The organism is Virgibacillus carmonensis, from assembly GCF_057836705.1.
The window spans coordinates 117,408-142,838 of sequence record NZ_JBYQFJ010000005.1 but is presented as its reverse complement, the minus strand read 5'-3'; the positions used below and the strand labels follow the sequence as shown (position 1 = coordinate 142,838).

The 25,431-nt window shown below is 35.6% G+C and carries 28 protein-coding genes and 1 other RNA gene; 5 read left to right on the top strand and 24 right to left on the bottom strand.

What is annotated here, in order from left to right; genetic code table 11:
- Positions 1-53: 53 nt before the first annotated feature.
- The 10 genes from vrrA to AC3G7N_RS05895 all read right to left on the bottom strand — a co-directional run bounded on the left by vrrA (position 54) and on the right by AC3G7N_RS05895 (position 8,996).
- A complete protein-coding gene (gene vrrA / locus AC3G7N_RS05940; RefSeq protein ID WP_489421223.1) occupies positions 54-467 on the bottom strand; it encodes a VrrA/YqfQ family protein in 414 nt (137 codons plus the stop codon).
- 232 nt (positions 468-699) lie between these two features.
- Positions 700-3,816 (bottom strand): SbcC/MukB-like Walker B domain-containing protein, encoded by a 3,117-nt coding sequence (locus tag AC3G7N_RS05935; protein WP_489421222.1) that lies wholly within the window; start codon positions 3,814-3,816, stop codon positions 700-702.
- 1 nt (position 3,817) lies between these two features.
- Entirely contained in the window at positions 3,818-4,969 is a 1,152-nt protein-coding gene (locus tag AC3G7N_RS05930; RefSeq protein ID WP_489421221.1) for an exonuclease SbcCD subunit D, read from the bottom strand.
- 333 nt (positions 4,970-5,302) lie between these two features.
- On the bottom strand, positions 5,303-5,521 hold the full coding sequence (locus tag AC3G7N_RS05925) for a YozE family protein (protein WP_489421220.1): 219 nt from the start codon (positions 5,519-5,521) through the stop codon (positions 5,303-5,305).
- A 15-nt stretch (positions 5,522-5,536) separates the two neighbouring features.
- Positions 5,537-6,301: a twin-arginine translocase subunit TatC gene (gene tatC / locus AC3G7N_RS05920; protein WP_489421219.1), complete on the bottom strand. Its 765-nt coding sequence runs from the start codon at positions 6,299-6,301 to the stop codon at positions 5,537-5,539.
- Positions 6,302-6,367: 66 nt separating this feature from the next.
- A complete protein-coding gene (locus AC3G7N_RS05915; protein WP_489421218.1) occupies positions 6,368-6,565 on the bottom strand; it encodes a twin-arginine translocase TatA/TatE family subunit in 198 nt (65 codons plus the stop codon).
- A 21-nt stretch (positions 6,566-6,586) separates the two neighbouring features.
- Positions 6,587-6,793 (bottom strand): twin-arginine translocase TatA/TatE family subunit, encoded by a 207-nt coding sequence (locus tag AC3G7N_RS05910; protein WP_489421217.1) that lies wholly within the window; start codon positions 6,791-6,793, stop codon positions 6,587-6,589.
- Positions 6,794-6,941: 148 nt separating this feature from the next.
- Positions 6,942-7,520, bottom strand: coding sequence for a molybdenum cofactor guanylyltransferase (gene mobA / locus AC3G7N_RS05905; protein WP_489421216.1), 579 nt, complete (start codon positions 7,518-7,520; stop codon positions 6,942-6,944).
- Entirely contained in the window at positions 7,521-8,012 is a 492-nt protein-coding gene (locus AC3G7N_RS05900; protein ID WP_489421215.1) for a dihydrofolate reductase, read from the bottom strand.
- Positions 8,013-8,039: 27 nt separating this feature from the next.
- A complete protein-coding gene (locus AC3G7N_RS05895; RefSeq protein WP_489421214.1) occupies positions 8,040-8,996 on the bottom strand; it encodes a thymidylate synthase in 957 nt (318 codons plus the stop codon).
- Between the two features lie 144 nt (positions 8,997-9,140).
- Here AC3G7N_RS05895 and AC3G7N_RS05890 point away from each other — a divergent pair, with 144 nt between their 5' ends.
- A complete protein-coding gene (locus tag AC3G7N_RS05890) occupies positions 9,141-10,190 on the top strand; it encodes a C40 family peptidase (RefSeq protein WP_489421213.1) in 1,050 nt (349 codons plus the stop codon).
- 60 nt (positions 10,191-10,250) lie between these two features.
- On the opposite strand, the gene lipP1 is transcribed toward AC3G7N_RS05890, so the two are convergent.
- The 4 genes from lipP1 to AC3G7N_RS05870 form a co-directional block, all read right to left on the bottom strand.
- Positions 10,251-11,183, bottom strand: a complete 933-nt coding sequence (lipP1, locus tag AC3G7N_RS05885) for a LipP1 family hormone-sensitive lipase (RefSeq protein WP_489421212.1) — start codon at positions 11,181-11,183, stop codon at positions 10,251-10,253.
- 27 nt (positions 11,184-11,210) lie between these two features.
- On the bottom strand, positions 11,211-11,615 hold the full coding sequence (locus AC3G7N_RS05880; RefSeq protein ID WP_489421211.1) for a Cif family virulence factor: 405 nt from the start codon (positions 11,613-11,615) through the stop codon (positions 11,211-11,213).
- 106 nt (positions 11,616-11,721) lie between these two features.
- Positions 11,722-12,321 (bottom strand): HD domain-containing protein, encoded by a 600-nt coding sequence (locus AC3G7N_RS05875; protein WP_489421210.1) that lies wholly within the window; start codon positions 12,319-12,321, stop codon positions 11,722-11,724.
- Positions 12,321-13,991 (bottom strand): formate--tetrahydrofolate ligase, encoded by a 1,671-nt coding sequence (locus AC3G7N_RS05870; protein ID WP_489421209.1) that lies wholly within the window; start codon positions 13,989-13,991, stop codon positions 12,321-12,323. Before AC3G7N_RS05870 ends, AC3G7N_RS05875 begins: the two co-directional genes overlap by 1 nt.
- Before the next feature lie 285 nt (positions 13,992-14,276).
- On the opposite strand from AC3G7N_RS05870, the gene AC3G7N_RS05865 reads away from it, so the two are divergent.
- The 3 genes from AC3G7N_RS05865 (at position 14,277) to AC3G7N_RS05855 (ending at position 16,337) form a co-directional block, all read left to right on the top strand.
- On the top strand, positions 14,277-14,480 hold the full coding sequence (locus AC3G7N_RS05865) for a cold-shock protein (RefSeq protein WP_489421208.1): 204 nt from the start codon (positions 14,277-14,279) through the stop codon (positions 14,478-14,480).
- Positions 14,481-14,636: 156 nt separating this feature from the next.
- Positions 14,637-15,314, top strand: coding sequence for a queuosine precursor transporter (locus AC3G7N_RS05860; protein WP_489421207.1), 678 nt, complete (start codon positions 14,637-14,639; stop codon positions 15,312-15,314).
- A 480-nt stretch (positions 15,315-15,794) separates the two neighbouring features.
- Positions 15,795-16,337: a MerR family transcriptional regulator gene (locus AC3G7N_RS05855; protein ID WP_489421206.1), complete on the top strand. Its 543-nt coding sequence runs from the start codon at positions 15,795-15,797 to the stop codon at positions 16,335-16,337.
- Between the two features lie 126 nt (positions 16,338-16,463).
- On the opposite strand, the gene AC3G7N_RS05850 is transcribed toward AC3G7N_RS05855, so the two are convergent.
- From AC3G7N_RS05850 to AC3G7N_RS05805, 10 genes are all read right to left on the bottom strand, one after another.
- Complete coding sequence (locus AC3G7N_RS05850) at positions 16,464-16,997, bottom strand: isoprenylcysteine carboxyl methyltransferase family protein (protein WP_489421205.1); 534 nt, start codon at positions 16,995-16,997, stop codon at positions 16,464-16,466.
- Complete coding sequence (locus AC3G7N_RS05845) at positions 16,994-18,082, bottom strand: type III polyketide synthase (RefSeq protein WP_489421204.1); 1,089 nt, start codon at positions 18,080-18,082, stop codon at positions 16,994-16,996. Before AC3G7N_RS05845 ends, AC3G7N_RS05850 begins: the two co-directional genes overlap by 4 nt.
- Positions 18,083-18,187: 105 nt before the next feature.
- Entirely contained in the window at positions 18,188-19,669 is a 1,482-nt protein-coding gene (locus AC3G7N_RS05840; RefSeq protein WP_489421295.1) for a carboxypeptidase M32, read from the bottom strand.
- Position 19,670: 1 nt separating this feature from the next.
- The gene (locus tag AC3G7N_RS05835) at positions 19,671-20,819 is read right to left on the bottom strand and encodes a THUMP domain-containing class I SAM-dependent RNA methyltransferase (RefSeq protein WP_489421203.1); all 1,149 of its coding nucleotides are present in this window, start codon (positions 20,817-20,819) and stop codon (positions 19,671-19,673) included.
- Positions 20,820-21,447: 628 nt separating this feature from the next.
- An RNA gene (gene rnpB / locus AC3G7N_RS05830) (RNase P RNA component class B) lies at positions 21,448-21,830 on the bottom strand.
- Positions 21,831-21,887: 57 nt separating this feature from the next.
- Entirely contained in the window at positions 21,888-22,190 is a 303-nt protein-coding gene (gene gpsB, locus AC3G7N_RS05825) for a cell division regulator GpsB (RefSeq protein WP_089532392.1), read from the bottom strand.
- 176 nt (positions 22,191-22,366) lie between these two features.
- A complete protein-coding gene (locus tag AC3G7N_RS05820; protein WP_489421202.1) occupies positions 22,367-22,768 on the bottom strand; it encodes a cytidine deaminase in 402 nt (133 codons plus the stop codon).
- A gap of 77 nt (positions 22,769-22,845) precedes the next feature.
- The gene (locus AC3G7N_RS05815) at positions 22,846-23,220 is read right to left on the bottom strand and encodes a DUF1798 family protein (protein ID WP_489421201.1); all 375 of its coding nucleotides are present in this window, start codon (positions 23,218-23,220) and stop codon (positions 22,846-22,848) included.
- A gap of 88 nt (positions 23,221-23,308) precedes the next feature.
- The gene (locus AC3G7N_RS05810; RefSeq protein ID WP_489421200.1) at positions 23,309-23,530 is read right to left on the bottom strand and encodes a hypothetical protein; all 222 of its coding nucleotides are present in this window, start codon (positions 23,528-23,530) and stop codon (positions 23,309-23,311) included.
- 276 nt (positions 23,531-23,806) lie between these two features.
- A complete protein-coding gene (locus tag AC3G7N_RS05805; RefSeq protein WP_489421199.1) occupies positions 23,807-24,775 on the bottom strand; it encodes a DUF2515 family protein in 969 nt (322 codons plus the stop codon).
- Between the two features lie 65 nt (positions 24,776-24,840).
- On the opposite strand from AC3G7N_RS05805, the gene recU reads away from it, so the two are divergent.
- A complete protein-coding gene (gene recU, locus AC3G7N_RS05800) occupies positions 24,841-25,428 on the top strand; it encodes a Holliday junction resolvase RecU (protein WP_489421198.1) in 588 nt (195 codons plus the stop codon).
- Positions 25,429-25,431: the final 3 nt, after the last annotated feature.

The window sequence follows — 25,431 nt, the reverse complement described above, 5'->3', positions numbered from 1 at the left end:
CTCTCTATTTTTTCTTTTTTTACAAAAAAAATCAAGTGTTCAAGCTTATATAATTAAATAAACAATTTCGGTTTTGATGGCCCCGTTCTATCTTCTCTTATTGTCTCTTGAACAGGTTCATCAGATTGTGATGAATTTCTCTTCGTGCTAGTATGTGATTCAGTTTCAGATTCATCCGATTCATTTAGAGCTTTCATCATTTTTAACATCATAGGTAAATTTTTTACCATGGGGCCGTACTCCCTAATCATAGGAGCTGCTGATTCAACCATGTTCATCACCTGCTGAACATTTGAAATTGTTTTAGTTAACCCTCCTGAACTGGGATTTAAATAGGATGCTATAGTTGCAGGAATAGATGTAGGTGATTTTGGAACAGGATACCGATTAGCTCGATTCGGCCGAATGCTAAACGGATCATTAAACGGTCTCTGTGGAACCTGCGGGCGATTATTCATAGGAAACATATTGCATACCTCATTTCTATATGATCTGTCTAGATAGTTTACGTTAAACGCCTGAATTGGTGTAGGCTTTTCATATAGAACAAAGGTCTTTTCCTTATTACAATAAATATTTATTAAATTATTGAATTTTCCTATCAATATTTCCCGGGAAAGCGCAAGATACAACAGTTATTTTAATTTCGAGTGCGTTATTTGCTGAGTATTATCATATTTTCTGTTACTTTGTTGTTATTTAGCCTTGTCCGAATTGAAATCCAAATTGCGACCCGCTATGTGAGGGTGTTATTTGAAGCTTAGCATGTATTTCATTCTTTAAATGCGGTACATGTGAAATAATTCCTAACAATCGATTGCTTTGTTGTAAATCTTTTAAACAATCGATTGCTTGTTGTAAAGATTCCTCGTCCAATGTACCGAATCCTTCATCAATAAATAATGTGTCTAATTGTATACCTCCTGCATGTGTTTGTACAACGTCTGCCAATCCTAACGCTAAGCTTAGGGAGGCTTTAAACCCTTCCCCACCAGATAACGTTTTTACTGATCGTTGTTGCCCAGTGTGGTGATCTAGTACTTCTAAGTCTAACCCACTTTGTGCCCCTCTTTTTGCAACCTGCCCACTTCTAATTAATTGATAGCGATGGTCACTCATTCGGTCTAACCTTAGATTCGCTTGTAGGATTATCTCATCGAGAAATGATGCTAATACGTAACGTTCAAACGAGAGTTTTAATGCGTTATTTCCATGCGCTAAATCAGCCAAATCACCGATTGTATAAAAATCCTTTTCAAGCTGCTGTTGTTTTTCTAATTGATTGGAAACAGATTGATAGATCTTCTCATCATTTTTCACCTTGATACTTAACAATTGAAGCTGCTCATTAACTTGATCCAATTCAGATTGTTTTAGGTGTAATTCGTTTTCGAGTCTTTGAATATCGGGCCTGTCCTTTTCCTCAATATCTTGCATAAGTGTTTTTAAGGTATAGGTTAACTCCTCGAACCTTTTTTCATACGCTTGGACAGTTTTTTCTAATGTATGCTGCTCCCCTTCTGTAAGCTTAGCAAGCTGATACTGTTCAACTGAAGAAAAACCACATGACTTGATTTGTTGTTTAAATAGATTTTCCTGCCTCGTGTAATTGTCTTTAGATCTTTTGCTTGTTTTTTGTTGTTCTTCTAAAATTGTCTTTTCTTTTTGCATCGTCTCGCGTGTATTCTGATAGTCCTCTTTTAGTTTCTCCCAAGCATTTATCAACCTACTGTAGGTTTGTTCTTTTTGGGAAATTTCCATTTCAAATTTAGTAGGATCTGTTACATGGTCAGGAATATTCTTTTTTAACTCCAGCAACCTTGTTTCGTATTTTAATAGCTTTTCATGAATGTTCTGGTAGTATTTAGAAAATTGATCAAACGTTTGTTTAACTTTTTCTTTCTTTTCTTTTAATGTTGATTTATTGGTCTTTATCGCCTGGAATTCACTGATGTGCTTTAATAATGCATCTCTTTTTTCAAGGAACTTTTTATATCTTTCATTCCATTGGTTTACTGTATGTTCATTATTAATTTGTTCAAAATCCACAAGTTTTTCTTTTATTTCTTCTTGTAGTTTATCAACTAGAAGTCGTTGACTCTGACCTTCTGATTTGCTGTCTACATACGTTTTTTGGAAGTCTTCTACACTACGTTCTTGTTGATGAAGCTTTTGTTCAGTTGCTTCTATTAACGTAATATCAACTGAATGATCGAGTGTTTTAGCCTTAGATGGATGTTCAAATGATCCGCATACTGGACAAGGCTTATCATGATCCAATTGACCAGCAAGTACAATTGCATATTCTTCTTTTTGTGCTACTTCTAACTTACGGTATTCTTCTCTGAGGTTGCGCAGTTCATTTTGCTTTTGTTGAAAAGCTATTTCTATCTGTTTATAGTTTGTACGCAGCGTATTTAATTTTTTATTTTCAGCATTAAATCTAGTAAGCTGTTTAATAACGGTATTAGCATGCTCACATTTCTCTTTCACATCATAGTATTGCATGGTTGCTTCTTGTTCATTCTCTAGCATTACATCTGCTTTGTCCATCTCGCGATCAATATCCGCTATATGGTTTTGCATACTGGTTAATTGTGTATCTAATTCATTTCGCTCTTTTGATATTTCCATCGTTTCCTTGTGTAAATTCACATACAAATTAACATCTTCCAGTTGCTGCTTTTCCTTATTAATTGTTTCTTTGAGTTGATTGCGTTTGTCTTCTTGTTGGAGTTGATCGTTATACGAGGCGGAACTAACTTCATACTTACTTTGAAGCCCTGATACTAGATCCTGCTGCTTTTGTAATCCCTCTTCTTCCTCCATCCATTCTTTTTTACGGGTTTTCATTTGTTCCTCGAATGGAAAAACTTTAGAAGCACTTGTTGCTACTTTTATTCTTTCTTTTGCTTCAGTTATTGAGACTTCTTTTTCTTTTAATTCCTTTTGTTCCTTTTCTAATTTTTCTTTTTGTATATACTTTTCTTCTAACGCTTTGCCATCTTGTAATGCTTGTTGCGTTTTCTGAACTATTTGTTGTTGCTTGCTTTTTTTGATGTTTTCGTTCACGTCTAACTTTTTCGTTTCAGTGACTTCACTTGTTAACTTCTTTAAAATGATCGGAAGAGTATCTGCTTCTTCTGGAACTGTAACTGTCCAGTCAACTTTACTTAGTTCTTGCTCGATTACTTGTTCAATAAAAGCAATCTTATCCTTTAATGTCCGAGATTCTGTTTTTAACTGAACAGTCATTCGCTCATAAAAATACGTATGGAATATATTTTGCAGAACTGCTTCACGTTCTTTACTATTCTCGGATATTAGTTTACGAAATTCACCTTGAGGTATAAGAATCATTTTACGAAACTGTTCATAATCAAATCCTAATTTACTTTCTAATGTTTCGTTCACCTCTTTTATACGAGAATAAAGTAATAATTTTTCGCCATTTTTTATTTCATATAATATGGCCTTAGGCGGGTCATCTGTATATCCATCACCACGTTCTTTTTTCTTATACTGTTTTGGACTACGTGTTACAACGTATTCTTTTTGATTCAATGCAAAGTGAAATTGTACTTCCGTTTGATCATCCATCGTTGCAAAGTGGCTTCGTAATGAATCCTGATCACGATCAGATCCACTAGCACGGCCATATAATGCATAACAAATAGCATCAAAAATAGTAGTCTTACCAGCACCAGTTGGCCCTGTAATAAGAAAGATTGATTCCTCACCCAGTTCATTAAAATCTACTGTTTGCTGATCCCAATATGGACCAAACGCTTTTACACTTAATGAAATTGCCCGCATTTTATTCACCCCTTTCGTCTGTTACTAATTGTTGTACGACCTTTTCAACATGTTGCATACTTGCTTCAGGAATTTGTTCACCTTTAATTTCTTCGTAAAATTGGGCGAATAGTTCCGTATGTGATTTAGTTTGTTGTTGTCTGATTTTTTGGAGGTCATTCAAACTGTTTGATGATGTTAGAGATTTACGTTCTAGTCTTAATATATTTGGATATATTTTACGTAGCTTATTCATTGGATCAATTATTTGACCGTTATCTAATAGACTAATGTGTAAGTAATCGTCCTTATTTTCTATTGGGTTATTTACTAAGTCATCAAAATAACCTTCAACTACTTGCATATCATGTCTGGCCTTTAATGGGATATAAGAGAAGCTACTCTTCCCATCATTTTTCATGTCCACCATTGTCACAGATTTTTTATGTGTCACTTCTGAAAATGAGTATTTAAGAATAGATCCACTATACCGAACGACGTCACTTTTTATGCGTTGTGCTTGATGTAAATGACCTAAAGCCACATATGAAAATTCTTGAAATAAGCTAGCATCGACATATGGACTTCCACCAATCATAGATAATCGTTCTTCTGATTCTGATTCCATCCCACCTGCTATAAAAGCATGTCCAATGATAATATGTCGTTCCGTCATATTATTTGTTTTTTTGATTTTATTGATGATTGCTTCCATTGCGGTATGATGCGAATGAATTGAATCATCATCAAATATTGCCCGTACCTCAGCAGGCTCTAAATAGGGAATTAAATGAAAATAAACCGGTCCATGTTCATCTTCAATAACAATAGGCTCCAAATCCACATCAAGTTTTGACTTTATATAAAGCTGCTGGGAACGAAATAATTGAGTCCCGAAATCCAGACGATCTGGGCTATCATGATTACCAGAAATCGCTAAGACGGGAATTTTTAAGTCAACAATTAATGTTGTTAATACCCTATTTAATAATTCTACTGCTTCTTTAGGCGGTACAGAGCGATCATATAAATCACCAGCTATAATAATAATATCTGGTTTTTCATTTCGTATAATTGTAATTAATTCATTTAATATATAATCTTGTTCCTCGGTCATGTGTACACTATTTACAATTTTCCCCAAGTGCCAATCTGCTGTATGTAAAATTTTCATGATTATTCCCCCATTCTACTATTTTATCATGTTTTTAGTGACATTTTTATCATTCTCTTGATTAAAGAACGTTTGTTCGATTAACGCAAGCACCCTGTTATTGCCGTATAACCTGGACGGACCCGCATGAGATAAAGGAAACACGAAAAGCGTAAACGATTAAGGACGTTCAACTAATATCGAACTGTCGTAAGGAATGCGGGAAGGGCAATAGGCATTGGGCGCTGGAGCTGGACGTGTGACTGATGATGTACCTCACTTATCCACAATGTTCTAAATTTATAATTTCCTAAGCAATTAAAAAGCTCTGGTATGTGATATACCAGAGCAAGCTTACTTTTCTTTTGTCGTATATATATCCCAGAGATCATCAAATACTTGTAAAGCATTTGTAAAGGGACTGTTCCATTCTAGATAATCACTAATTTCATCATAATCAGTTGAATGTTTCGGAAAACTAAGGTCGTAAAAAACGAAATCTGCTAAACGACTTTGATCAGTTGGCTTCTTTTTCCCTCGATATGTCAAAATAAAATGATAAAAAGAACGCATCCCCATGCACCTCACTTACTCAATTGTGTCGTTGTCCATAAACTCCTGATGCTTTTTCATTTTTTTCTTGTAGACAGCTCTTGAACAATAAATACTAATCTCATACAAAATTATCAATGGTACAGCCACAACAATCTGCAGTATAAAATCCGGTGGTGTAACAATGGTCCCAATAATTACTAAAACAAGGTATGCATATTTCCGAACCTTTTTCATATAATCTGGTGTAATTACACCCAAACTAGTTAAAAACATGGCCACGATTGGAATTTCAAAAAGTACAGCAAATGGAACGGTTACATGCAGCATAAATGTGAAATATTTATCTACAGTGAAAAGTTCATTAAACATACCATCATTCAATGATAAAAGAAATGGTAAAATTAACTGGACAAAAAGAAGGTAACCAAACCCTAAACCAATCAAAAATAAAATAAAAATAGCAGGTATGTATGCTAAAGATGCTTTTTGTTCATTACGTGTTAATCCGGGTTTAATAAATAACCAAACTTGCATACATAAAATCGGAACTGTACCAACGACAGCAACAAGACCAGCCATTGAAAAATAAATCCATATGATTTCTCCTGGACTGATAACATTCAATGTAAAATCAAGATCGTTAACAAAAAAACCATAGATATCCTTTACATAAATAAATCCAACAATAAAAAACACTACAAAAAAGATAGCCGTTACAATTAATCTGTTCCTAAGTTCGGATAAATGACCTGTGAGATTCATTTCTTTATCCATCTGATTTTGTTCTTCTTCAGACATTATTTCACTCTCCTAGAGCTTAAGCACAAAAGAAGATGCAAGGCTATACCCCTACACCTTCTAACATTAGTTTTTAGTTGATGTCTTGTCGTTTTTGTCTCTACTATCAGAGTCATCACCCATAATATCCTTAGTAGCATTCTTAAATTCTTTCAATGAACTACCAAACGATTTTCCGATTTCCGGTAATTTAGATGGACCAAAAACAATTAATGCGATTACAAGGATAATAATTAATCCAGGAACTCCAATATTACTCAACATATATAATCACTCCGAAAGATATTATTTACTTTCTTTCCCTTTCACAATCGCCTTTGTCTCTTTAATTTCATCTGCAGCATCACTTGTTAAATCGCGAGCAGAGTTTTTGAATTCACGTAATGTTTGACCAACAGCTTTTCCAATTTCCGGTAACTTTTTTGGACCGAAAACAACTAAGGCTATCACAAGAATTAAAATTAATCCAGGAACTCCAATACTTGATAACATTTATAACACCTTCTTTATTAGATAGTTTCATTATACTGTTTAATACAGTTCTCATGGTATTATTTTTAAAAGATACACACTATGTTCAAAATGATAATTTCTACATTATTCGCTTACAGTTTAACATGTTTCTTAACGGGATAACAACCTATATCCGCTTGGCCTCTTCATATTGTGTTAGATTGTTCATATTAAAAAAATGTTTCTCTAAATCCTTATTGGAAAAACTTGTGAACTCGTCCACAAATTTCACTTGAATATGGTCAAATAACAATCTAACCTTACGCGTCTCTTTATTTAATTGATTTTGAAGGATAGGTAAGATGTTTTTACTGTATATTCCTGAAAGTGGATGCATTTTATCCTTATAAGCCGGGATAACCGCATCAAATCCTTCTAATTGATCTAGAAGATAAAAATAGATATGTTGATTGACAAATGGTGTATCACACGCACTAACGATAAAGGTATCAGCATCCACTTGCGATAAAGCCGCCTCCAATCCTGCAAGAGGACCATAGTCGATATATCGATCTTGGATTATTGGAAGTTCAAGAAAGGAATAAGAAGCTAAATCATTAGAATTAATGACCGTTGTATCGCTTATACTTTGCATTTCATCTACAATGTATTCAATAACTGTCTTCCCCTGTAATGGGAGAAGGGCTTTATTCGTGCCCATTCTAGTGGAGTGCCCACCGGCTAATATCACACTACACGTTCTCATTTACTTTTTCCGATCATATTGCAGGAAGAAGTAGTCATACGGATTCTTCTCATTCTTCTCCCCTTTTTCTTTACTTGTTAAATTCCAATCTTCTCCAGAAAAAGCAGGAAATTGTGTATCACCTTCAAATGATTCATCAATCCAGGTAATATACATGCGATCTGCAAATGGTAATACTTGTTCGAAGACAGTTGCCCCACCGATTACTAAAAACTCTTTATCTGGTTGTTTTTCATTCCATTCCTTAATTGTGTTAACGTCATGTATCACGTCAACTTCTTCAGGATACGATGGATTCTCGCTTGTCAAAACAACACTTTTCCGGTTTGGTAATGGCCCCCCGAGTGAATCGTATGTTTTTCGCCCCATGATCATAGTATGTCCGGTTGTTTTCTCTTTAAAAAACTTCAGATCCTTTGGCAAATACCATGGCAAATCATTATTTAAACCTATTACACGGTTACGGTCCATTGCGACAACAAAAGATAGCATAAAGAAACCCTCCTTTTGATTAAAGTATTATACAGCTATCGGAGCTTTAATACTCGGATGTGGATTATAGTTCTTTAATTCAAAATCATTGATATCAAAATCGAATATACTTGTTTTTTCATTATTTAAGATTAGTTCTGGAAATGCCTTAACATCTCTCTTAAGTTGAATTTTCACCTGGTCAATATGATTCGCATAAATATGTGTATCTCCAAAAGTATGAATAAACTCTCCAACTTCTAAATCACATTCATGTGCGATTAAATGGGTTAAAAGAGCATAGCTTGCAATATTAAACGGTACACCTAAGAAGATATCTGCACTCCTTTGGTATAGTTGACAGGATAACCTCCCATCAGCAACATAAAATTGAAACATTGTATGGCACGGCGGTAACGCCATGTTAGGAACATCCTCTGGATTCCAAGCAGAAACGATATGCCTTCTGGAATCTGGTTTATTTCGAATGGAATCAATCACTTCTTTTAACTGATCAATTGTTTCATTTTGTGATGTCTTCCAATTACGCCATTGTTTGCCATATACAGAGCCTAAATCTCCGAACTTTTCTGCAAAGGTATCATCTTGTAGAATGTTTTCTTTAAAAATTGTCATTTGTTCCTGGTACTGCTTGTTAAATGTATCGTCCGTTTGACACCGGTTTCCAAAATCCGTCATGTCTGGACCAGTATACTCTGCACTTTCCACCCAGTTTTTAAATGCCCACTCATTCCATATATTATTGTTATTTTCCAACAAATAACGAATATTTGTATCCCCTTTAATAAACCACAATAATTCACTTGCAACTAGGCGAAACGGAACCTTTTTTGTAGTCAATAGTGGAAATCCTTGGCTTAAATCAAACCGTAATTGATGGCCAAAAACAGAATAAGTACCTGTATTTGTTCGGTCTTCCTTTTTATTTCCATTATCAAGAACATGCTGGCACATATTCAAGTACGCTTGTTCACCATTTAGCATTCGCTCGCCTCCACGCTTTAATAGGATATTCATAACATTTATCTGCATTTATTGTAACATAAACGTAAACTCATAAGGTCATATCTAGAACTTTTTTGACATAAATCTGTTAGGAATAATCTTATTTAGAGAGGGGATAGTTGTGTGCCAAATGCTACTTTAGAACATGTAGTGAAACACTCGTTCCTATACAGCTATGTTTTAAGTCAGCCGTTCGCTGTTTATGTGAATTCTTATCCGATGATACAGAGTAAAATACTGCTAGAAGCTGAAGATTTGAACTACGGTGAGCACGGTGAGTCTATTCGCGTTCTACAGCAAAAGCTAAATAAGTTATCCTATTTTGATGATGAAATTGATGGAGATTACAACATATTAACAGAACATGCTTTAAAAAGGTTTCAGCGAGACCATGGTATTTTTGTCACTGGTCAAGCAGATATGCAAACCCTTCACATCATTATAAAAGCTGAACAGGAAAAATATCTTGACCAGTTAATAAACCTTTCGGATTCAATTTCACCTGGTATGAAAAGTAAAGACGTTAAAGTTGTCCAAGAAGCTCTTCACTATTTTGGTTATTACAAAGGCGAAATTGATAGCATTTATGGACCGTTAACAGCAAAGGCAATTACAATTGCTGAAAAAAAACACGATATTGATTTAACAAAAGAGATCACAGAAACACACTTACATACGCTGCATATTGCTGTTGATCAGAAACTTGAAAAAAATAAAGAAGAAAAGATAGAACAGAAAACAAAGCAGGAAATAGAATCAAAGACCAAAGTAGTTGAACAAAAAGAAGAGAAGGCAAAAAAAGTGGATGTACAAAAGTCTACAAATCAAGGAGCAGTTAGCGTTGCCCGTTCACTAATGGGCACTCCATATGTTTGGGGTGGTAATACAGTAAACGGTTTTGATTGTAGCGGATTTATACAATATGTTTTTGAAACGCAAAACATTACCGTACCAAGAACAGTTAGCGACATGTGGAATTTTGCCACACCTGTTGGAAAACCATCCGTTGGTGATTTAGTATTTTTTGAGACATATAAACCTGGCCCTTCCCATATGGGTATTTACATCGGCAATGAGAAATTCATACATGCAGGTTCAAATGGAGTAAAAGTAGCGGATATGGGCTACTCCTATTGGAAAAATAAATATCTCGGTGCAAAACGAGTTAAATAGATGATTTGTAAATCTTAACTTAAGCCCCTAGAAGCTTCTAGGGGCTCTAAAAAATGTCGATTAAGGATTAAATGCTATGCGTAGCTGTTCTGCTGCTTCTTCAAGAGCTTCATTTGCTTTGTCAACGAGTGTGTGAAAGTTGGCAAACCCATGGATCAAACCCTCATAATTCTTTGAAAAGACTGTGACACCATTATCTTGCAGCTTCTCAGCATATGCTTTTCCAACGTCACGAAGAGGATCATATTGAGCTGTCATAATCAACGCAGGCGGCAAATTCTTTAGATCTGAATATAGTACCGGGGATGCATAGGGGTGCTTCCATTCTTCTTTACCACTAAAATACTGGTCACGGAACCAATTCATTTGTTTTACTGTCAACAAATAGCCTTCCGCATTTTCACGCATTGAATCAGGTACTTCCTCGTAACCTGTCGATGGATAAAGCAACAGTTGATAAACAATTTTTGGAGACTTCTTTTCCTTTGCAATAATAGACGCTACTGCAGCTAGGTTCCCTCCCGCACTATCACCACCAACAGCAATCCTTTTTGGGTCAATATTAAATTTCTCTGCATTTGTCGCCACCCAGTGCAAGGAGTCGTAGGCATCTTCTACTGCAGCAGGAAACCTATGCTCTGGAGCCAAGCGGTAATCTACCGAAATCACAACACATCGTGCTTTGTTTGCTAGCATCCTGCAAACAGAATCATGACTATCCAAATCACCAATCACCCAACCTCCACCATGATAAAAGATTAAAGCTGGATGTGGCGCTTCTCCGTCTGGTGTATACACACGAACAGAAATATCTCTACCATCTAAAGGCAGTGTTTGATCTTCAACTTTTTTTACCTCTTCCTTTTGTACATCCATACTTATACTCTGATTTGCTACTTTTCTGTATGATTCGGCGTCTATTTGGTCCCAAGGTGGCATTTGTATTGCGTTAATTTGATCTAGGATTACTTTTACCTGTGGATCTAGTGTCATACGTTTTTCTCCTTTCGACTCCCCCTGTTATTCACTTACTCCTTTTTCCTGGTAAAGCCTAATAATTCTCCATTTACCATCTGATTCTTTCTTCCACACTTCCATGTTTAAGGCGCGTACCATTTTAGTTTCGTGTTTATGTATAACTTGATAGGAAACAACTGCTTGCTCTTCATTCTGTGGAACAATTGTAAGACCTGTTAAGTTGAATCCAATTTTTTTACCCCCAAAGTACTTTGCCGCTTCTTGATTCCCTTCCTTTATTTCATCCCCATTAAAGTACTCTAATTCGCCAAACCCAGGCATGTATATCCAACCGTTGAAATCACTAGAATAATAGTTATTCATTTCCTCGTACAAACCATTACTAAATGCTTCATGCAATTCCATTAGCCGATAAACATGTTTTGCTACCTCTGTTTGTATCCCCATGAATAAATTAACCTCCCATAGCTATTACTATTCCATAAAAAAAGTAAAATTCCTTTATTAATACGGAAGGACGGAGCGCTTTTTTAATGATTAGGTAAAGGTTATATCAGCCCTTCCACTCAAGAAAGAACTGATCTAAATAATTTTCCATAAAAACGTGACGTTCCTGTGCTATTTTTATTGCTGTTTGGGTATTTATCAGTTTTTTCAATTTCAGTAGCTTTTCATAAAAATGCTGGATAGATGTATTTTCTGGATTATTATCATGATAGATAAGCTGTTCTTTTGTTCCACCGAACGCAAAAACCCGTGCTATACCAATTGCACCCATCGCATCTAATCTATCCGCATCCTGAACGATTTTCCCTTCTAATGTATCTGGTATATTACCTTTACTGAAGGAAACATCGTCAATAGCTGCAAAGATTTGGTTGATTGTGTTCCGCTCAATTCCTATTTTTGTTAAAAAAACATCCATTTCGTTTCTGGCTAGTTCTGGATTAGCAAATAACTTCTGATCTCCAACATCATGGAGCCATCCAGCCGATTCACAAATAAATAAATCGGCTCCTTCTTTCACTGCTAAAGTTATAGCCATTTGGGCAACACGTTTCATATGATGAAAATCATGTCCAGTAGAATCATCATGAAATAGATGGTAGACATATTCTCGTATTGAGGAAATCTGATCCTTTTCACTCTCCATTAAAACAACCCTACTATTTTCCCATCTTCCATTACATCCATATTATATGCTGCTGGTTTCTGAGGTAATCCTGGCATTGTCATCATTTCCCCTGTTAACACAACAATAAATCCTGCACCTATTGATGCATGTAATTCACGAATCGATACTGTGAATCCCTCAGGTCGACCTAGTAATGTTGGATCATCACTTAAAGAATATTGAGTTTTAGCCATACAAATTGGTAGCTTACCCCAACCTTGCTTTTCATAGAACATAAGTTGTTTTTTTGCCTTTTGGGATAATTCGATATCATCTGCTCCATAAATTTTTTGTGCTATCATTCGAATTTTCGTTTCTAACGTTTCATTAACATCGTAGGTGTAGTGAAAATTACGATCATTGGAGTCTGCTTTAGCCATTACTTTTTTAGCTAGATCTATCCCACCTTCTCCACCTCTTGCCCACACATCGGTTAATGCAACTTCCGCTCCATGGGATTCACACCAATGTTGTATGAAATCAGTTTCAGCTTCACTATCCGTTGGAAACTTGTTAATTGCAATGACATATGGCAAACCGAATTGTTGAATTGTTTCCATATGCTTTTTCAAGTTGGTCATTCCGTCTTTAAGTGCCCCAACATTTTCTTCTTTCAGATTATTCTTATCAACACCACCATGCATTTTTAAGGCACGTACCGTTGCCACAATTACTACAGCGGCTGTATCAATCTCACCAGCTCTTGACTTAATATCTAGAAACTTTTCTGCGCCTAAATCTGCACCAAAACCTGCCTCTGTTACAACATAATCCCCAAGTTTTGCAGCTGTTTTGGTTGCCATGATGCTATTACATCCGTGTGCAATATTAGCAAAGGGCCCGCCATGGATAATTGCAGGAGTATTTTCGGTGGTTTGAACGAGATTTGGCTTTATAGCATCTTTTAAGAGTAATGTTAATGCTCCTTCAATTTTTAGATCTTTTACCGTAACTGGTTCTTCATCATATGTATAACCGATTACAATTCGTGATACACGTTCTTTTAAATCCTCTATTCCAATAGATAAACATAAGATAGCCATAATTTCAGATGCCACAGTAATGGTAAATCCATCCTCACGAGGAACTCCTCGAAGCGGTCCGCCAAGCCCTACAACTATTTGCCTGAGAACTCGATCATTCATATCCATGACACGTTTCCATTCCACTCTTCGCGGATCTATGTTTAATTCATTACCACGATGAATATGATTATCAATGATGGCAGACAGTGCGTTATTTGCACTAGTTATAGCATGCAAATCTCCAGTAAAATGTAAATTTATATCCTCCATCGGTAATACCTGTGAATATCCACCACCAGCAGCTCCTCCTTTCATGCCCATCACGGGACCAAGTGAAGGTTCACGCAAAGCTATAATAGCCTTTTTATTCAATTTATTTAATGCTTGTCCCAAACCAACTGTTACAGTTGATTTCCCTTCTCCAGCTTGAGTTGGATTGATGGACGTTACCAGAATAACCTTACCATTTGGTTTATCCTGCAACTTGTTTAGCAGTTTATCTGATAATTTGGCTTTTGTGTGCCCATAAGGCTCCCAGTCCTCTTCTGTTAAATGAAGGTCTTTCGCTATATCTCTTATTGGTTTTAGTTTTGCTTCTTGCGCAATTTCAATATCTGATTTCATCACTACATCCCTTTCATTTATCGATATTTCTAGTGTACCTTATATTGAAAAATAGTTATATGAAAAATTAAAAAATAACGCTTACATATAGATACTATCATTACGAAAAGTCTATTATAATATAGGTTTTTCTACTTGACTGAATAATCTAAATAAGATATATTGGACACAAGCAAAGAAGATGGAATCATTAACAAAAATGTCTATTTGTTCCTACCCTTCTAAGGGTACTTATCTGCTTTGTATTAACACGTTTGACGTGAAAGTTTTTAGGAGGATAATCACATGGAAAACGGTACAGTAAAATGGTTTAATGCAGAAAAAGGCTATGGATTTATCCAAGTTGAAAATGGAGAAGATATTTTTGTACATTATTCTGCAATTCAAGAAGAAGGCTTTAAAACATTAGAAGAAGGTCAAGAGGTTTCATTTGAAATTATTGAAGGTGAACGTGGCCCACAGGCAGCTAATGTTACAAAAAAATTATAATGTACAAATATATGGATCCGGTAATCTTAACTGATTACCGGTTTTTTTGATTTAAATGTTTTCTTGTAATCATAAATAAGAATCCGTATAATGAATTTTGTTGATTTTCCGCGGTTCGCAAACTCCCGCTTTATCAAAACTAAGGAGGAAGTTATCATGTCTAATGAACTAATCTGGATTTTGTTTGCTCTTGTAAATTTTTCTTTACTGCTTATTTTTTATCGTTTGTTTGGTAAGATGGGGCTGTTTGTTTGGATTGGAATGGCTACTGTTATAGCAAACATTCAAGTACTTAAAACAGTGGAACTATTTGGTTTAACTGCTACATTAGGAAATATTATCTATGGAACTGCATATCTAGCTACAGATATCTTAAACGAAAAATATAGTAAAAAGGATGCGAAAAAAGCAGTTTGGATGGGGTTTTCTGCCTTACTTGCGATGACAGTTATGATGCAAATTGCATTGGTATTTGAACCTGGCCAAAATGATATTGCCCAAGGTGCACTCGCTACATTGTTTGGATTAATTCCGCAAATCGCTCTTGGTAGCATGGCCGCTTATATCGTCAGTCAATATTTTGATGTTTGGATTTATGACAAGGTTAGAAAACTATTCCCATCAACAAAATTTTTATGGATTCGAAACAACGGTAGTACGATGCTTAGTCAGTTGCTTGATACCGTCGTGTTTTGCAGTATAGCTTTTTACGGTCAATTCCCGTTCGATATTTGGCTGGAAATCTTTTTTACAACTTATGTCATAAAACTTGTAGTAGCATTAATCGATACACCATTTATGTATATAGCAAAATTCATGCACAAAAAAGGGTAGTTATTTACTATTCTTATTAATAAGCACTGCATTTGTGCAGTGCTTACATTATTTTGTCAATCTTTTTATAAACCTGCAAATTTGGGTATATCAAAGTCAAAGTTCATTATCATCAACATCTTTTCCCTACTTAAAATAATTCCGTTACAGATGGAAACCCATACTTCTGACAGATATCCGTACCAGGTGGAATTATGATTGGGATTCCCTTTTTACCATAACAAGGTATCATGATCCCCTTCCTTATTGAATCTTCATTCGTTTAACCGTATTCATAGCAGGATTATTGAAATTACTGAAGCAAAAAAACACTTACCCCAGTTTCTGCATAGGGAATTGAATCATGCTTAGTTTCTTCATAGACTTCGTTACTCACTTTTTCCACATTTATCACATATTCATTCCAATTTTTTTCTTTAGTATAAGAGTATGGTTGGAAATCAGTAAAAAAATACTAACAGTGACAAAAAAAGAAAGACGGTGAAAACATTGGAATTGTTAAGTATCAACGGTTTGTGCCATATAGTTGGTGTTCCACAAAACACTGCGGCAAATTGGATCGAGGATTTTAACTTTTATATCCCGGAATCGAAGCGGAAGGATGTTACATATTATCATCCTGAAGCTATTGACGTTTTGAGATTTATCAAAGAATGTAAAAATCAAAAATATCAAAAGCCACAGATCATGAAAATGTTAGCGAATAAGAATTTTCCTACTACAGTAGAGAAAACAATAGAGGATGTACAACCGACATTAGATCAAGGAAATTACAAAGAAAATATTTTAACGGTTATGCAGACAATCGGAAAAATCGTAGCGAATGTCTCGGACCATAAAGAGTCGTTAAAAGCCTTACATGCACAGCAAAATGAACAAGACAAGCGTATAAAGTATACGGAAAAACAGAAAGAAAAAATATATGATTTAAAACTAGAGATCGAAGCATTAAAACAAGGACTTACACGTGCAAGAGAATACGAAATGAAAAAGGAATCTTTCGCGAAGCTATTTGAAAAATAAATCCTTATGCTTTTGCTGAAAAACGTTACTGTAAATAAAGGGGCAGCGTATAGTTGCGTTGCCCCAAAAGAAGCCACCTCTTCTTCCCGATGAAGCTGATTCGTATTGTTTTTTTATCACAATGCGTTATCCTTTTTTTATTGTTATTGTTTGTACATCTGCTAAGGCTTTGTCTTCGACCGGAAGTCGCCATTGTAGAAGGATGAAAATGTGTAAGAGCGGAAAAATTATTGCAGTAATCGGTGCCCCCACAAGTAGCGGAATCACAAATAATTCAATTCCTACAATTATATAATTAGGGTGTTTAATGTAGCTATACGGGCCAGTTGTTCGTAAAGTAGCACCTGGTAGGATAATTACCTTTGTATTCCAAAACTTGCCTAAGCTTACAATACACCAAACACGTGCCAGTTGAGTAAGGATAAATATGCTAAACAGATAATAATTTATCGATTCAACTGAGTTATCTCTAAGAAAACATTCCACAAAAATGCTTATAAAAAACAATACATGAACAACAATAAACCATTTATAGTGTTCGGCACCACGTTCTACCCCACCTTGACGCAGCATCCATGCTTCATTCTTTCGTGCAATAACTAACTCAATTAAACGCTGACAAACTACAACTCCAATTATAATCCATATCCATGTTGTCATTTACACCACTCCAACAATAACAATTCGGAACTAAATCCTGGCCCTAATGATGATAAAATACTTATTTCATTATCCTTAACATTTTCTTTCATCCATTCATTAAGAACAAATAGTACTGTAGCAGAGGACATATTTCCATGGTCTTTTAGTACGTGATAGGAATGAACAAGTTTCTCACCTGAAATCTGCAAGGCACTCTCCATTGCCTCTAATACCTTTTTTCCGCCAGGATGTGCAATGAATGAGTGAATGGAATCTTTAGAGATTTGATTTTCAGATAAAAAGCCGCTTACATGACTCTTCCAAAGTGAATTTACAAGGCTTGGAATACTTTTAGAAAAAACGACCCCTAAACCGTTATTTGTTACATCCCACCCCATCACTGACAATGTATCTTTTTCTGTGTGTGAGCTACTTTTTTTTATTTTAGGTATATTTTTTTTATTATAGTTTCTGTATGGTGAGTCCTCTCCAATTAGTAATGTTGCGCCTACACCGTCACCAAAAAGTGCAGTTCCGACTATATTGCTTTTGGATGAATCATCTTTTTGGAACGTCAAACTACATAATTCACAACACACTAAAAGTGCTGTTTTCTTCGGGTTAGCTGTGATCCAATCAAAGACACGGGACAGTCCAATAGCACCACCAGCGCAACCTAGTCCCCATAAAGGCATTCGGGAAACATCTGATCGGAAGGGACGTTCATTAATGAGATGTGCATCTAGGGATGGAGTAGCTATACCTGTGCTTGATACAAAAGCGATCATATCAATTGCTTCATAAGGAATGGTATTTGTTACATGATTTTCATTTCCTAAACAATGATCCATCGCCTCAAGTGAGTACTCGATAGCGAATTTTTGATATAAATCATTTCTTTCTTTAAATGTATGCTTATCTTTAAACCAATCTTTTTCAACAACAAGTTGGCGTTTATCAATCCTCGCATGATCATAAACAGGCATTAAACGTTCTAATTGTTTTTCGTTATACGGAAAAATATGTTTTACAAGCTGTTTGACATCATTTTGCAGTAATTCATACTTAGGGATACCTAGACCAACAGAACCAATATAAACCACTTCATCACCTCATTATCTTTCATTTATGATGCACGTTTATGAAAAAAATATTACCTTATGAAAAAAACAGGACTTTTAAAGGGTCCTGTCTGTTAATTTTAAAGCTTATATATCTGAGTATTTTTCTGTCAAATAGTTCACTAGATATTTAGAGTTAAGATCCTCATTAGTTACGTCTTTCACAATTTCTAGTGGTTTTTTCATTTTTCCGTATTGATGAATGTTTTTTGTTAACCACTCTTTTATAGGTGTAAAATTACCCGAAGCAATCTGCTTGTCAATATCCATCTCTTTTTTTAATGTATGATTGAATTGTGCAGCATACATATAGCCTAATGCATAAGATGGGAAATAACCAAAGTCACCACCAGACCAATGGATATCTTGTAAAACACCTTCACGGTCATTCGTTGGCGTTATTCCAACGTATTCCTGCATTTTCTCATTCCACAATCCTGGTAGATCGGCGACTTTAATATCACCGTTAATCAAGGCTTTTTCAAGCTCATAACGAATCATAATGTGTAGCGGATACGTCAATTCGTCAGCTTCTATTCGGATAAATGATGGTTTAACCTCATTTACTGCACGATAGAATTTATCCAATGGAACTTCCTGAAAACTTTTTGGAGCATATGATTTAAATAAATCATAATGGGAATTCCAGAATGATTCCGTCCGACCAACAAAATTTTCCCAGAATAATGATTGAGACTCATGTATTCCCATTGATGTACCATCAGAAAGTGGTGTACCTGCCAAGTATTTACTGATATTTTGTTCATATAAAGCATGTCCGCCTTCATGTATCGTGCCAAAAACTGCTGTGCGGAAATCTGCTTCATCATAACGTGTTGTAACACGTACATCATTTTGATTTAATGCAATCGCAAACGGGTGGATAGTTTCATCTAGACGCCCAGAAGAAAAGTCATACCCCATTTTCTCTAAAACAGCCAGACTAAAAGCTTCTTGGTCACTTTTTGGAAAATGTCCTTCTAATATAGAAGGGTCAGGTGTAACCGAACTTGCTGAGATTTTATTTAGTAAGTCAGTCAAAGACTTTCTAAGGTCTGGAAAAACCTGATCTAATGTTTTCACAGTGACACCAGGTTCGTAGTTATCAAGTAATGCATCATAAATATGGTCTTCATAACCCCAATAATTGGCAAACTTCTTATTATAATCCACGAGTTTTTCTAAATATGGTTGAAACAATGAGAAGTCTGCTTTTTCTCTGGCTTCTTGCCAAATTGACTCCGATTTCGATTGAAGCATAACATATTCTTTGTATTCGTCGGCTGGTATTTTACGACTACGTTCATAGTTTTCTTCACATGTGGCAACTACCTTTTGGAGTACTTTATCCTCAGAATAATCCTTTAATACATCGATAAAATATTTCATTTTCTCTGAAGTTTCTAGTTGATGCAATTTCTCCGATAAAAAACCAACTACTTCTGATCGTTGTTCCACGCTTTTTTTGGGGATTTTTGTTCTCATATCCCAATGGGTTAACATGATAGTTTCTTTATAGGCGTTTTGTTCTTTCAACAGGTCTTGAAAATCTTTTTCTGTTTGCGCTATATTATCCAAAATTATTGCCCCCGACTTTCTTTCCAAAGTATTGGTAATAATCTGTTCGGATGAAGCCATTAAATAGTTTTCTCTTTTTGGTTGCTTTTTGTCCATAATTTTTTTCAAATTCTTCATAAGCCGTAATAATATATACGCTCCAGCTTGGGTGATTCTTCATAATTGCCCCTAAATCCTTATGCATTTCAGCGATTTCTTTTCGGTCACCAATTCGTTCGCCGTAAGGAGGGTTACTAATGATGTATCCATCCTCTTTACGCAGGAACAAATCTCTGACTTGCATTTGCTTCCATGCGATTAAATCACCTAATCCTGCCTCTCGTGCATTTTCTTTAGAAATTTTTATCATATTATGGTCAATATCAGAACCAATTATCTGCAACTTTTGATCATAATTTGCTTTATCTTCAGCTTCTTCAAAAGCTTCGTCCCAATAGTTATTTTTTACAAAACCCCAATCTTGGGAGGCAAAATCTCGATTAAAACCTGGTGCAATATTTTGACCGATTAATGCAGCTTCAATTGCAATGGAACCAGATCCACAAAAAGGATCAATTAGAGGGTATTCTGGTTTCCAGTTTGTTAATTTCAGCAATGCTGCAGCCATTGTTTCTTTTAAAGGTGCATCTCCTTGCCCAATTCGATAGCCACGTTTATGTAATCCGCTTCCGGATGTATCCATGGTTAGTGACACCTTATCTTTAAGAATAGCAACTTCTACTCGATATAAAGCTCCCGTTTCAGGCATTTTAGACGCTAAACCATATTTCAATTTTAAGCGTTCTGCAATCGCTTTCTTGACAATCGCCTGACAATCCGGAACACTATACAGCTTGGATTTAACGGACTTACCTATAACTGGGAATTGCCCGTCTTCTGTAATAAAGGACTCCCACGGCAAGGCCTTAGTTCCTTCAAAAAGCGCATCAAATGATGTAGCTTCAAACTCACCCAGAAGCAATTTAATTCGATCACCGGTTCTAATCCATAAATTACATCTCGGTATAGCAGAAACTGGTGCATCAAAGATTACTTTTCCATTCTCTACGCTTACCTCATAACCAAGTTCCTTGACTTCATTTGCTACAACTGACTCTAAACCCATAGCGGCTGTTGCAATTAATGTGACATGTTGGACCATATTTTCGTTCCTTTCTGATTAAAACTAAAGGCTGTTTTCTAAAAGATTGTTGTTTTTGACACAAAAGATATAGAATGCGACGTAATGCGCTAGGTTGTTTTCCGCTACGGACCGTTTTTCCGCGGGCACGGCTTCAGCCTCCTCGAGAAACCCACTCTGCGGGGTCTTCAGACACGTGCTGTTCCCGCAGGAGTCAACGGTCCTCCGCTCAAACAACTGCCATAAATTGCTGGCTACCTGTGTGATATAAGCAATTAAATATATTGAAATTGTTAAGCTTCAACCCTAGTGAAGGAAATCCACGTAGACTCCTGCTTAGAAAGCGAAGACGTTGAGACCCCGCAGCGAGCGGTTTTTGCTCGCGAGGAGGCTCAGCGCGAGCCCTAAGGTGCGCGAAGTGGATTTCCGGAACGGTTGTCCAACCACCAAACAAGGCACTTACGTCGCAGTTTACATCAACTTCGGCGGTATGAGCAACAAACTATACGAACACAGCCAAACTAAATTATGTACAGTCTACCACATAACAGTTACTGAATTGAAATAGAAACCAGACTATTAAAGAAAAAAACCCTTTTAAAAGCTCTGGAAACTTTTAAAAGGGTTTATCTATGTAGACCATTAAATACTCGATAAGCCATGTTCTGTACCGTTGTACTCAAATGGTGGTCAGCCTTGTACATTTGGTTGTAATCATCTATCTACAAGTGATTAACTTGTCCTTTTTTCAGTTCGTTTACCTAATCAAAGATGCCCCTACCATTATTTGGGTTGCTCACTCGTGGGGTTTACCTCGTTCCACTTAAACCGTTTCCGATCTAACTTCGTCACTGTGGCACTTTCAAAGATCACATCCCATATCAATAGACTTAGGGATTTCCCTTGCCGTTAACCAATTTGGTTACCTTGACTTATGATTTCGTCAAGCACGAACGCTACAAACATCACAGTTTGTGTGAGCATGGACTTTCCTCTACATATTCAAGTGATATGCAGCGATTACATGAGTATTTAATTTATAGCCAAAATATATTATAACATAAAAAAGCATATTTAGTAATACTAGGTTTACTCCGTTTCAGCAAACTTTTTGCCAAAGACAGCTTTTTCTAAATTAGATAAGCGTTTTAATACGTCATAATTAACCTGATGGTTAGGCGTTGTGGAACGAGTTCTCGATTGATCAGATTGGGTTTTCAGTCTTTCGTTTTCTTGTTTTAAACGATCAATCTCCTGTTGGAACGTATCATAGTCCTGTATTACTGTATCTAAAAATTCGTCAACTTCTTCTTGATTATAACCACGCATTCCTGTCTTAAAGTCTTTTTCAAGTATGTCTTTTCCATTTAACTTAATGTTTTTTAAGCTCATTTTATAATCACCTCATATCTTCTACAAAGTCTTTTTCATTTTTTCAAACAATAAACAAAATGTCAATTTTAAATATATGTGTTTATTACTGAATTATGAGTTACCTAATTTAGTATAACATTATTAGAAAATCCTGGCTTATCCGTAAAAAAAGAAGCTGAAAAAATCGGCTTCTTTTAAGACTTCGGTAAGTCATGTGGTTGAAATGAAAATGGTAATAATTCATCCATTGTGACTGTTTTTAATTGATTTTGTAGATTTGTTAGGTAAACAGTTGTATCCGGTTTAAAGAATTCACTCATAACCTGTCTACATGAACCACAAGGAGGTACTGGTCGTTCGGTATCCGCAGCTACGGCCAACTCCGTAAAATCTGTCTCTCCATCTGCCACTGCTTTAAATATAGCAACGCGTTCCGCACATAAACTTACAGGGTAAGCTGCATTCTCGATGTTGCAACCTGTATATACCTTACCAGATTTCGTAAGCAAGGCAGCCCCAACTGGAAATTTAGAATACGGGACATACGCTTTATTTCTCATTTCTATTGCTTTTTCTATTAACTTTTCTTTTTTCATGCATGTTCTCCCCCTCAACAATGTGGAAAATTAGTATAAAAGATTCATCACTTATTGTAAAGAAAATTCACTTTACATTACAAATCACGTAGTAATTGATCAAAAATAAAGAGAACAGAATGATTTAGCTCCATATAACGTTTTCGTTTGGCATCGATATAAAAACTATGCATTAATAACAATTCCATATTTTCTCTGGTTGATGTGATTTGGTGAGGGTGAACATTCACTTTCCTTTGTTTAACAATTTCAAGCGCATCAGCTTCCCATGTTTCTAACATCGCATAGATAGGTTCCGTTTCGCTTTTAACATGCATGAAAAACGTCATATCTTTTTTATTTTCCGGAGGATCGTTCTCTTCATAATTGTCCCTTAACAATTGTAAATGCTTTTTTAGCTCTATCGTTTGTTCTTTTATATGCATTCTCGTAAACCGCACCTTTCTTAACATATCCCCCTTTATTTTATCATTATTTTTACAAGAATCCTATTATGAAAAAAGCTATTTGCGAGATCTAGACAGATGGGTGTGAAAAAACTTATTCATACTGTTTAGAACACATAGCAGCTTTTTCTTTCATTGTTACATTAACCTGTTGATTATGACGTTGAAAAGTTTCTAATACAGCTTGATCAACCTTGTGATCAAGTACATGGTCAATCATTTGTAACTGATCGTAAATGTGCTGAAGTGATTCAATTGTTTGCTTTTGTCCTATACCGTCGCCAACCAAATTAACATCCTTTTTAGCTATACCCATATTGATTTGCCCTCCCTCAATTTACTTTACTACGTGTTCTAAAAGTCGCCGAATTAGAAATAAGGTCGACTAAGTACGCGGGCGTCGACACTAGCACGTCCTTTGCGTCGGAGCGCGAATTTTGAGGACCAGAAAAACCGAGTAACGAAGAGATTCGCCATTTATCATTTGACGACTTTTTGCACATCCTCTATATATTACGTAGTATTCGCCATCAGTTATTTATTACCTTTACGTTCGACAAAACTAGTGTTAATCGGTATTTTAAACAAGTAATTAGACATTATTTTTTGATGACAAAAAGTCTTTCAATGCTACATAAGTGAACAGGAAAGTTCTTTTCCGATAAAATGATTTACCAATATTCGTTTTTAGACCAATTTTCGAATGATCTATCCATTTCTTTTTGATACCCCTTGATTTATACCAGTCATTTCGAATAATATCTTGGTGTGTAATAGGTGGATAAACTTTTTGTAGAACTGGACCTTTTGGAAATGGAAGCTCCAAATATTTTTCATAATCCAATCTAGACCCTGAGTGCCTCTCACTTTGTGTGAAATTCACCAAATCGGAATAATGTTCTGGTGTAAAAATCACGGAAGCTAGGTGCTTTCCTAATGCTATTCGATTGGAGACGTTTGTAAAGTTATGGACAAAAGCTCCCTCAAGCGGCAGTGTCTTAGATGGTAAGATTACTGCATTCATGTACATCATGTTTTGTAGCCGGTAAGGTAAATCTTTAAATACATGAACACTGAAAAAAGATTGTTTTAAAACTGGTTCATGAATAATATTTTGCTCGTTAATAATAAGAGCGGTCATTAACCTTTCAAGATCACGGTATTTCCAAAAATAGGACCACTCCTGTTGCATATAGATAGACACATGAAGGTAAGTCAATAAATGAAACATAGGTTTGTTTAGTTTAGATGACAGCTTATACGTTAATAATTGAGGATACGCATCTGAAAAAATTAACCAGTTTGCACGCTCGTATGTCATAAATAAACGACTACGTTCTTTTTTTCCCAATAGTTTTTTAAATGGTAATAATTTAAGGTCCGTCATATTCCAACCTGCATTTCGTGAAACGATACTAGCAACGAATGCCCATTTTATCTCTGGAAAATGATAGTAAAAGTTTTGATAGGCATGTGTACGGGTAATATTATTGACATTGTGTGTTTTTGTTTGGTTTATAATATAATTAAGATAATCTTGGTTCTGAAATGTTACGTACATACGTGTACCTACTCTCATAATCATTTTTCTGTTATGATACTTAAATATGTTAGGGGGGGAAAGTGATGAATTACCCTAATGGAAAAAAACATGAAAGTTCATGGTCCCAAGTGACTAATACAGGTAAAGCTTTTAGTAATCGGGGTATGAGTTTAGAAGAAGATATAAATATAACAAATTCTTTCTATCTAGATTCTGCTATTGCTGTTATTCATAAAAAACCGACGCCTGTTCAAATTGTAAAAGTTAATTATCCAAAACGAAGTGCAGCAGTTATCACAGAAGGGTACTTTAAACAGGCGTCCACAACTGATTACAATGGAGTTTATCGTGGAAAACACATTGACTTTGAAGCGAAAGAAACCAAAAACAAGACACGATTTCCATTGGCAAACATACATGATCACCAATTAGATCACATGCGAGCAGTGGTCAAGCATAGTGGGATTTCCTTTTTACTGATTCGTTTTGCCCAATTTGATGAAACCTACTTTTTTCCGGTGGAGAAACTTTTTCCTTATTGGGACGACAAACTAAATGGTGAAAGAAAATCTATTCCCTATCAGGTTATCAAGAATGAGGGGTATATCATTCCATTTCATTATCAAAAACGTATTGACTATTTAGCAATTATTGATAAGCTTTATTTTTAGAAC

Coding starts and splice junctions, on each gene's coding strand:
- vrrA (WP_489421223.1), bottom strand. CDS start 467: ATGTTTCCTATGAATAATCGCCCGCAGGTTCCACAGAGACCGTTTAAT.
- AC3G7N_RS05935 (WP_489421222.1), bottom strand. CDS start 3,816: ATGCGGGCAATTTCATTAAGTGTAAAAGCGTTTGGTCCATATTGGGAT.
- AC3G7N_RS05930 (WP_489421221.1), bottom strand. CDS start 4,969: ATGAAAATTTTACATACAGCAGATTGGCACTTGGGGAAAATTGTAAAT.
- AC3G7N_RS05925 (WP_489421220.1), bottom strand. CDS start 5,521: ATGCGTTCTTTTTATCATTTTATTTTGACATATCGAGGGAAAAAGAAG.
- tatC (WP_489421219.1), bottom strand. CDS start 6,301: ATGTCTGAAGAAGAACAAAATCAGATGGATAAAGAAATGAATCTCACA.
- AC3G7N_RS05915 (WP_489421218.1), bottom strand. CDS start 6,565: ATGTTGAGTAATATTGGAGTTCCTGGATTAATTATTATCCTTGTAATC.
- AC3G7N_RS05910 (WP_489421217.1), bottom strand. CDS start 6,793: ATGTTATCAAGTATTGGAGTTCCTGGATTAATTTTAATTCTTGTGATA.
- mobA (WP_489421216.1), bottom strand. CDS start 7,520: ATGAGAACGTGTAGTGTGATATTAGCCGGTGGGCACTCCACTAGAATG.
- AC3G7N_RS05900 (WP_489421215.1), bottom strand. CDS start 8,012: ATGCTATCTTTTGTTGTCGCAATGGACCGTAACCGTGTAATAGGTTTA.
- AC3G7N_RS05895 (WP_489421214.1), bottom strand. CDS start 8,996: ATGCTAAATGGTGAACAAGCGTACTTGAATATGTGCCAGCATGTTCTT.
- lipP1 (WP_489421212.1), bottom strand. CDS start 11,183: ATGACACTAGATCCACAGGTAAAAGTAATCCTAGATCAAATTAACGCA.
- AC3G7N_RS05880 (WP_489421211.1), bottom strand. CDS start 11,615: ATGGGGATACAAACAGAGGTAGCAAAACATGTTTATCGGCTAATGGAA.
- AC3G7N_RS05875 (WP_489421210.1), bottom strand. CDS start 12,321: ATGGAGAGTGAAAAGGATCAGATTTCCTCAATACGAGAATATGTCTAC.
- AC3G7N_RS05870 (WP_489421209.1), bottom strand. CDS start 13,991: ATGAAATCAGATATTGAAATTGCGCAAGAAGCAAAACTAAAACCAATA.
- AC3G7N_RS05865 (WP_489421208.1), top strand. CDS start 14,277: ATGGAAAACGGTACAGTAAAATGGTTTAATGCAGAAAAAGGCTATGGA.
- AC3G7N_RS05860 (WP_489421207.1), top strand. CDS start 14,637: ATGTCTAATGAACTAATCTGGATTTTGTTTGCTCTTGTAAATTTTTCT.
- AC3G7N_RS05850 (WP_489421205.1), bottom strand. CDS start 16,997: ATGACAACATGGATATGGATTATAATTGGAGTTGTAGTTTGTCAGCGT.
- AC3G7N_RS05835 (WP_489421203.1), bottom strand. CDS start 20,819: ATGGTCCAACATGTCACATTAATTGCAACAGCCGCTATGGGTTTAGAG.
- gpsB (WP_089532392.1), bottom strand. CDS start 22,190: ATGAGCTTAAAAAACATTAAGTTAAATGGAAAAGACATACTTGAAAAA.
- AC3G7N_RS05820 (WP_489421202.1), bottom strand. CDS start 22,768: ATGAAAAAAGAAAAGTTAATAGAAAAAGCAATAGAAATGAGAAATAAA.
- AC3G7N_RS05815 (WP_489421201.1), bottom strand. CDS start 23,220: ATGTTAAGAAAGGTGCGGTTTACGAGAATGCATATAAAAGAACAAACG.
- AC3G7N_RS05810 (WP_489421200.1), bottom strand. CDS start 23,530: ATGGGTATAGCTAAAAAGGATGTTAATTTGGTTGGCGACGGTATAGGA.
- AC3G7N_RS05805 (WP_489421199.1), bottom strand. CDS start 24,775: ATGTACGTAACATTTCAGAACCAAGATTATCTTAATTATATTATAAAC.
- recU (WP_489421198.1), top strand. CDS start 24,841: ATGAATTACCCTAATGGAAAAAAACATGAAAGTTCATGGTCCCAAGTG.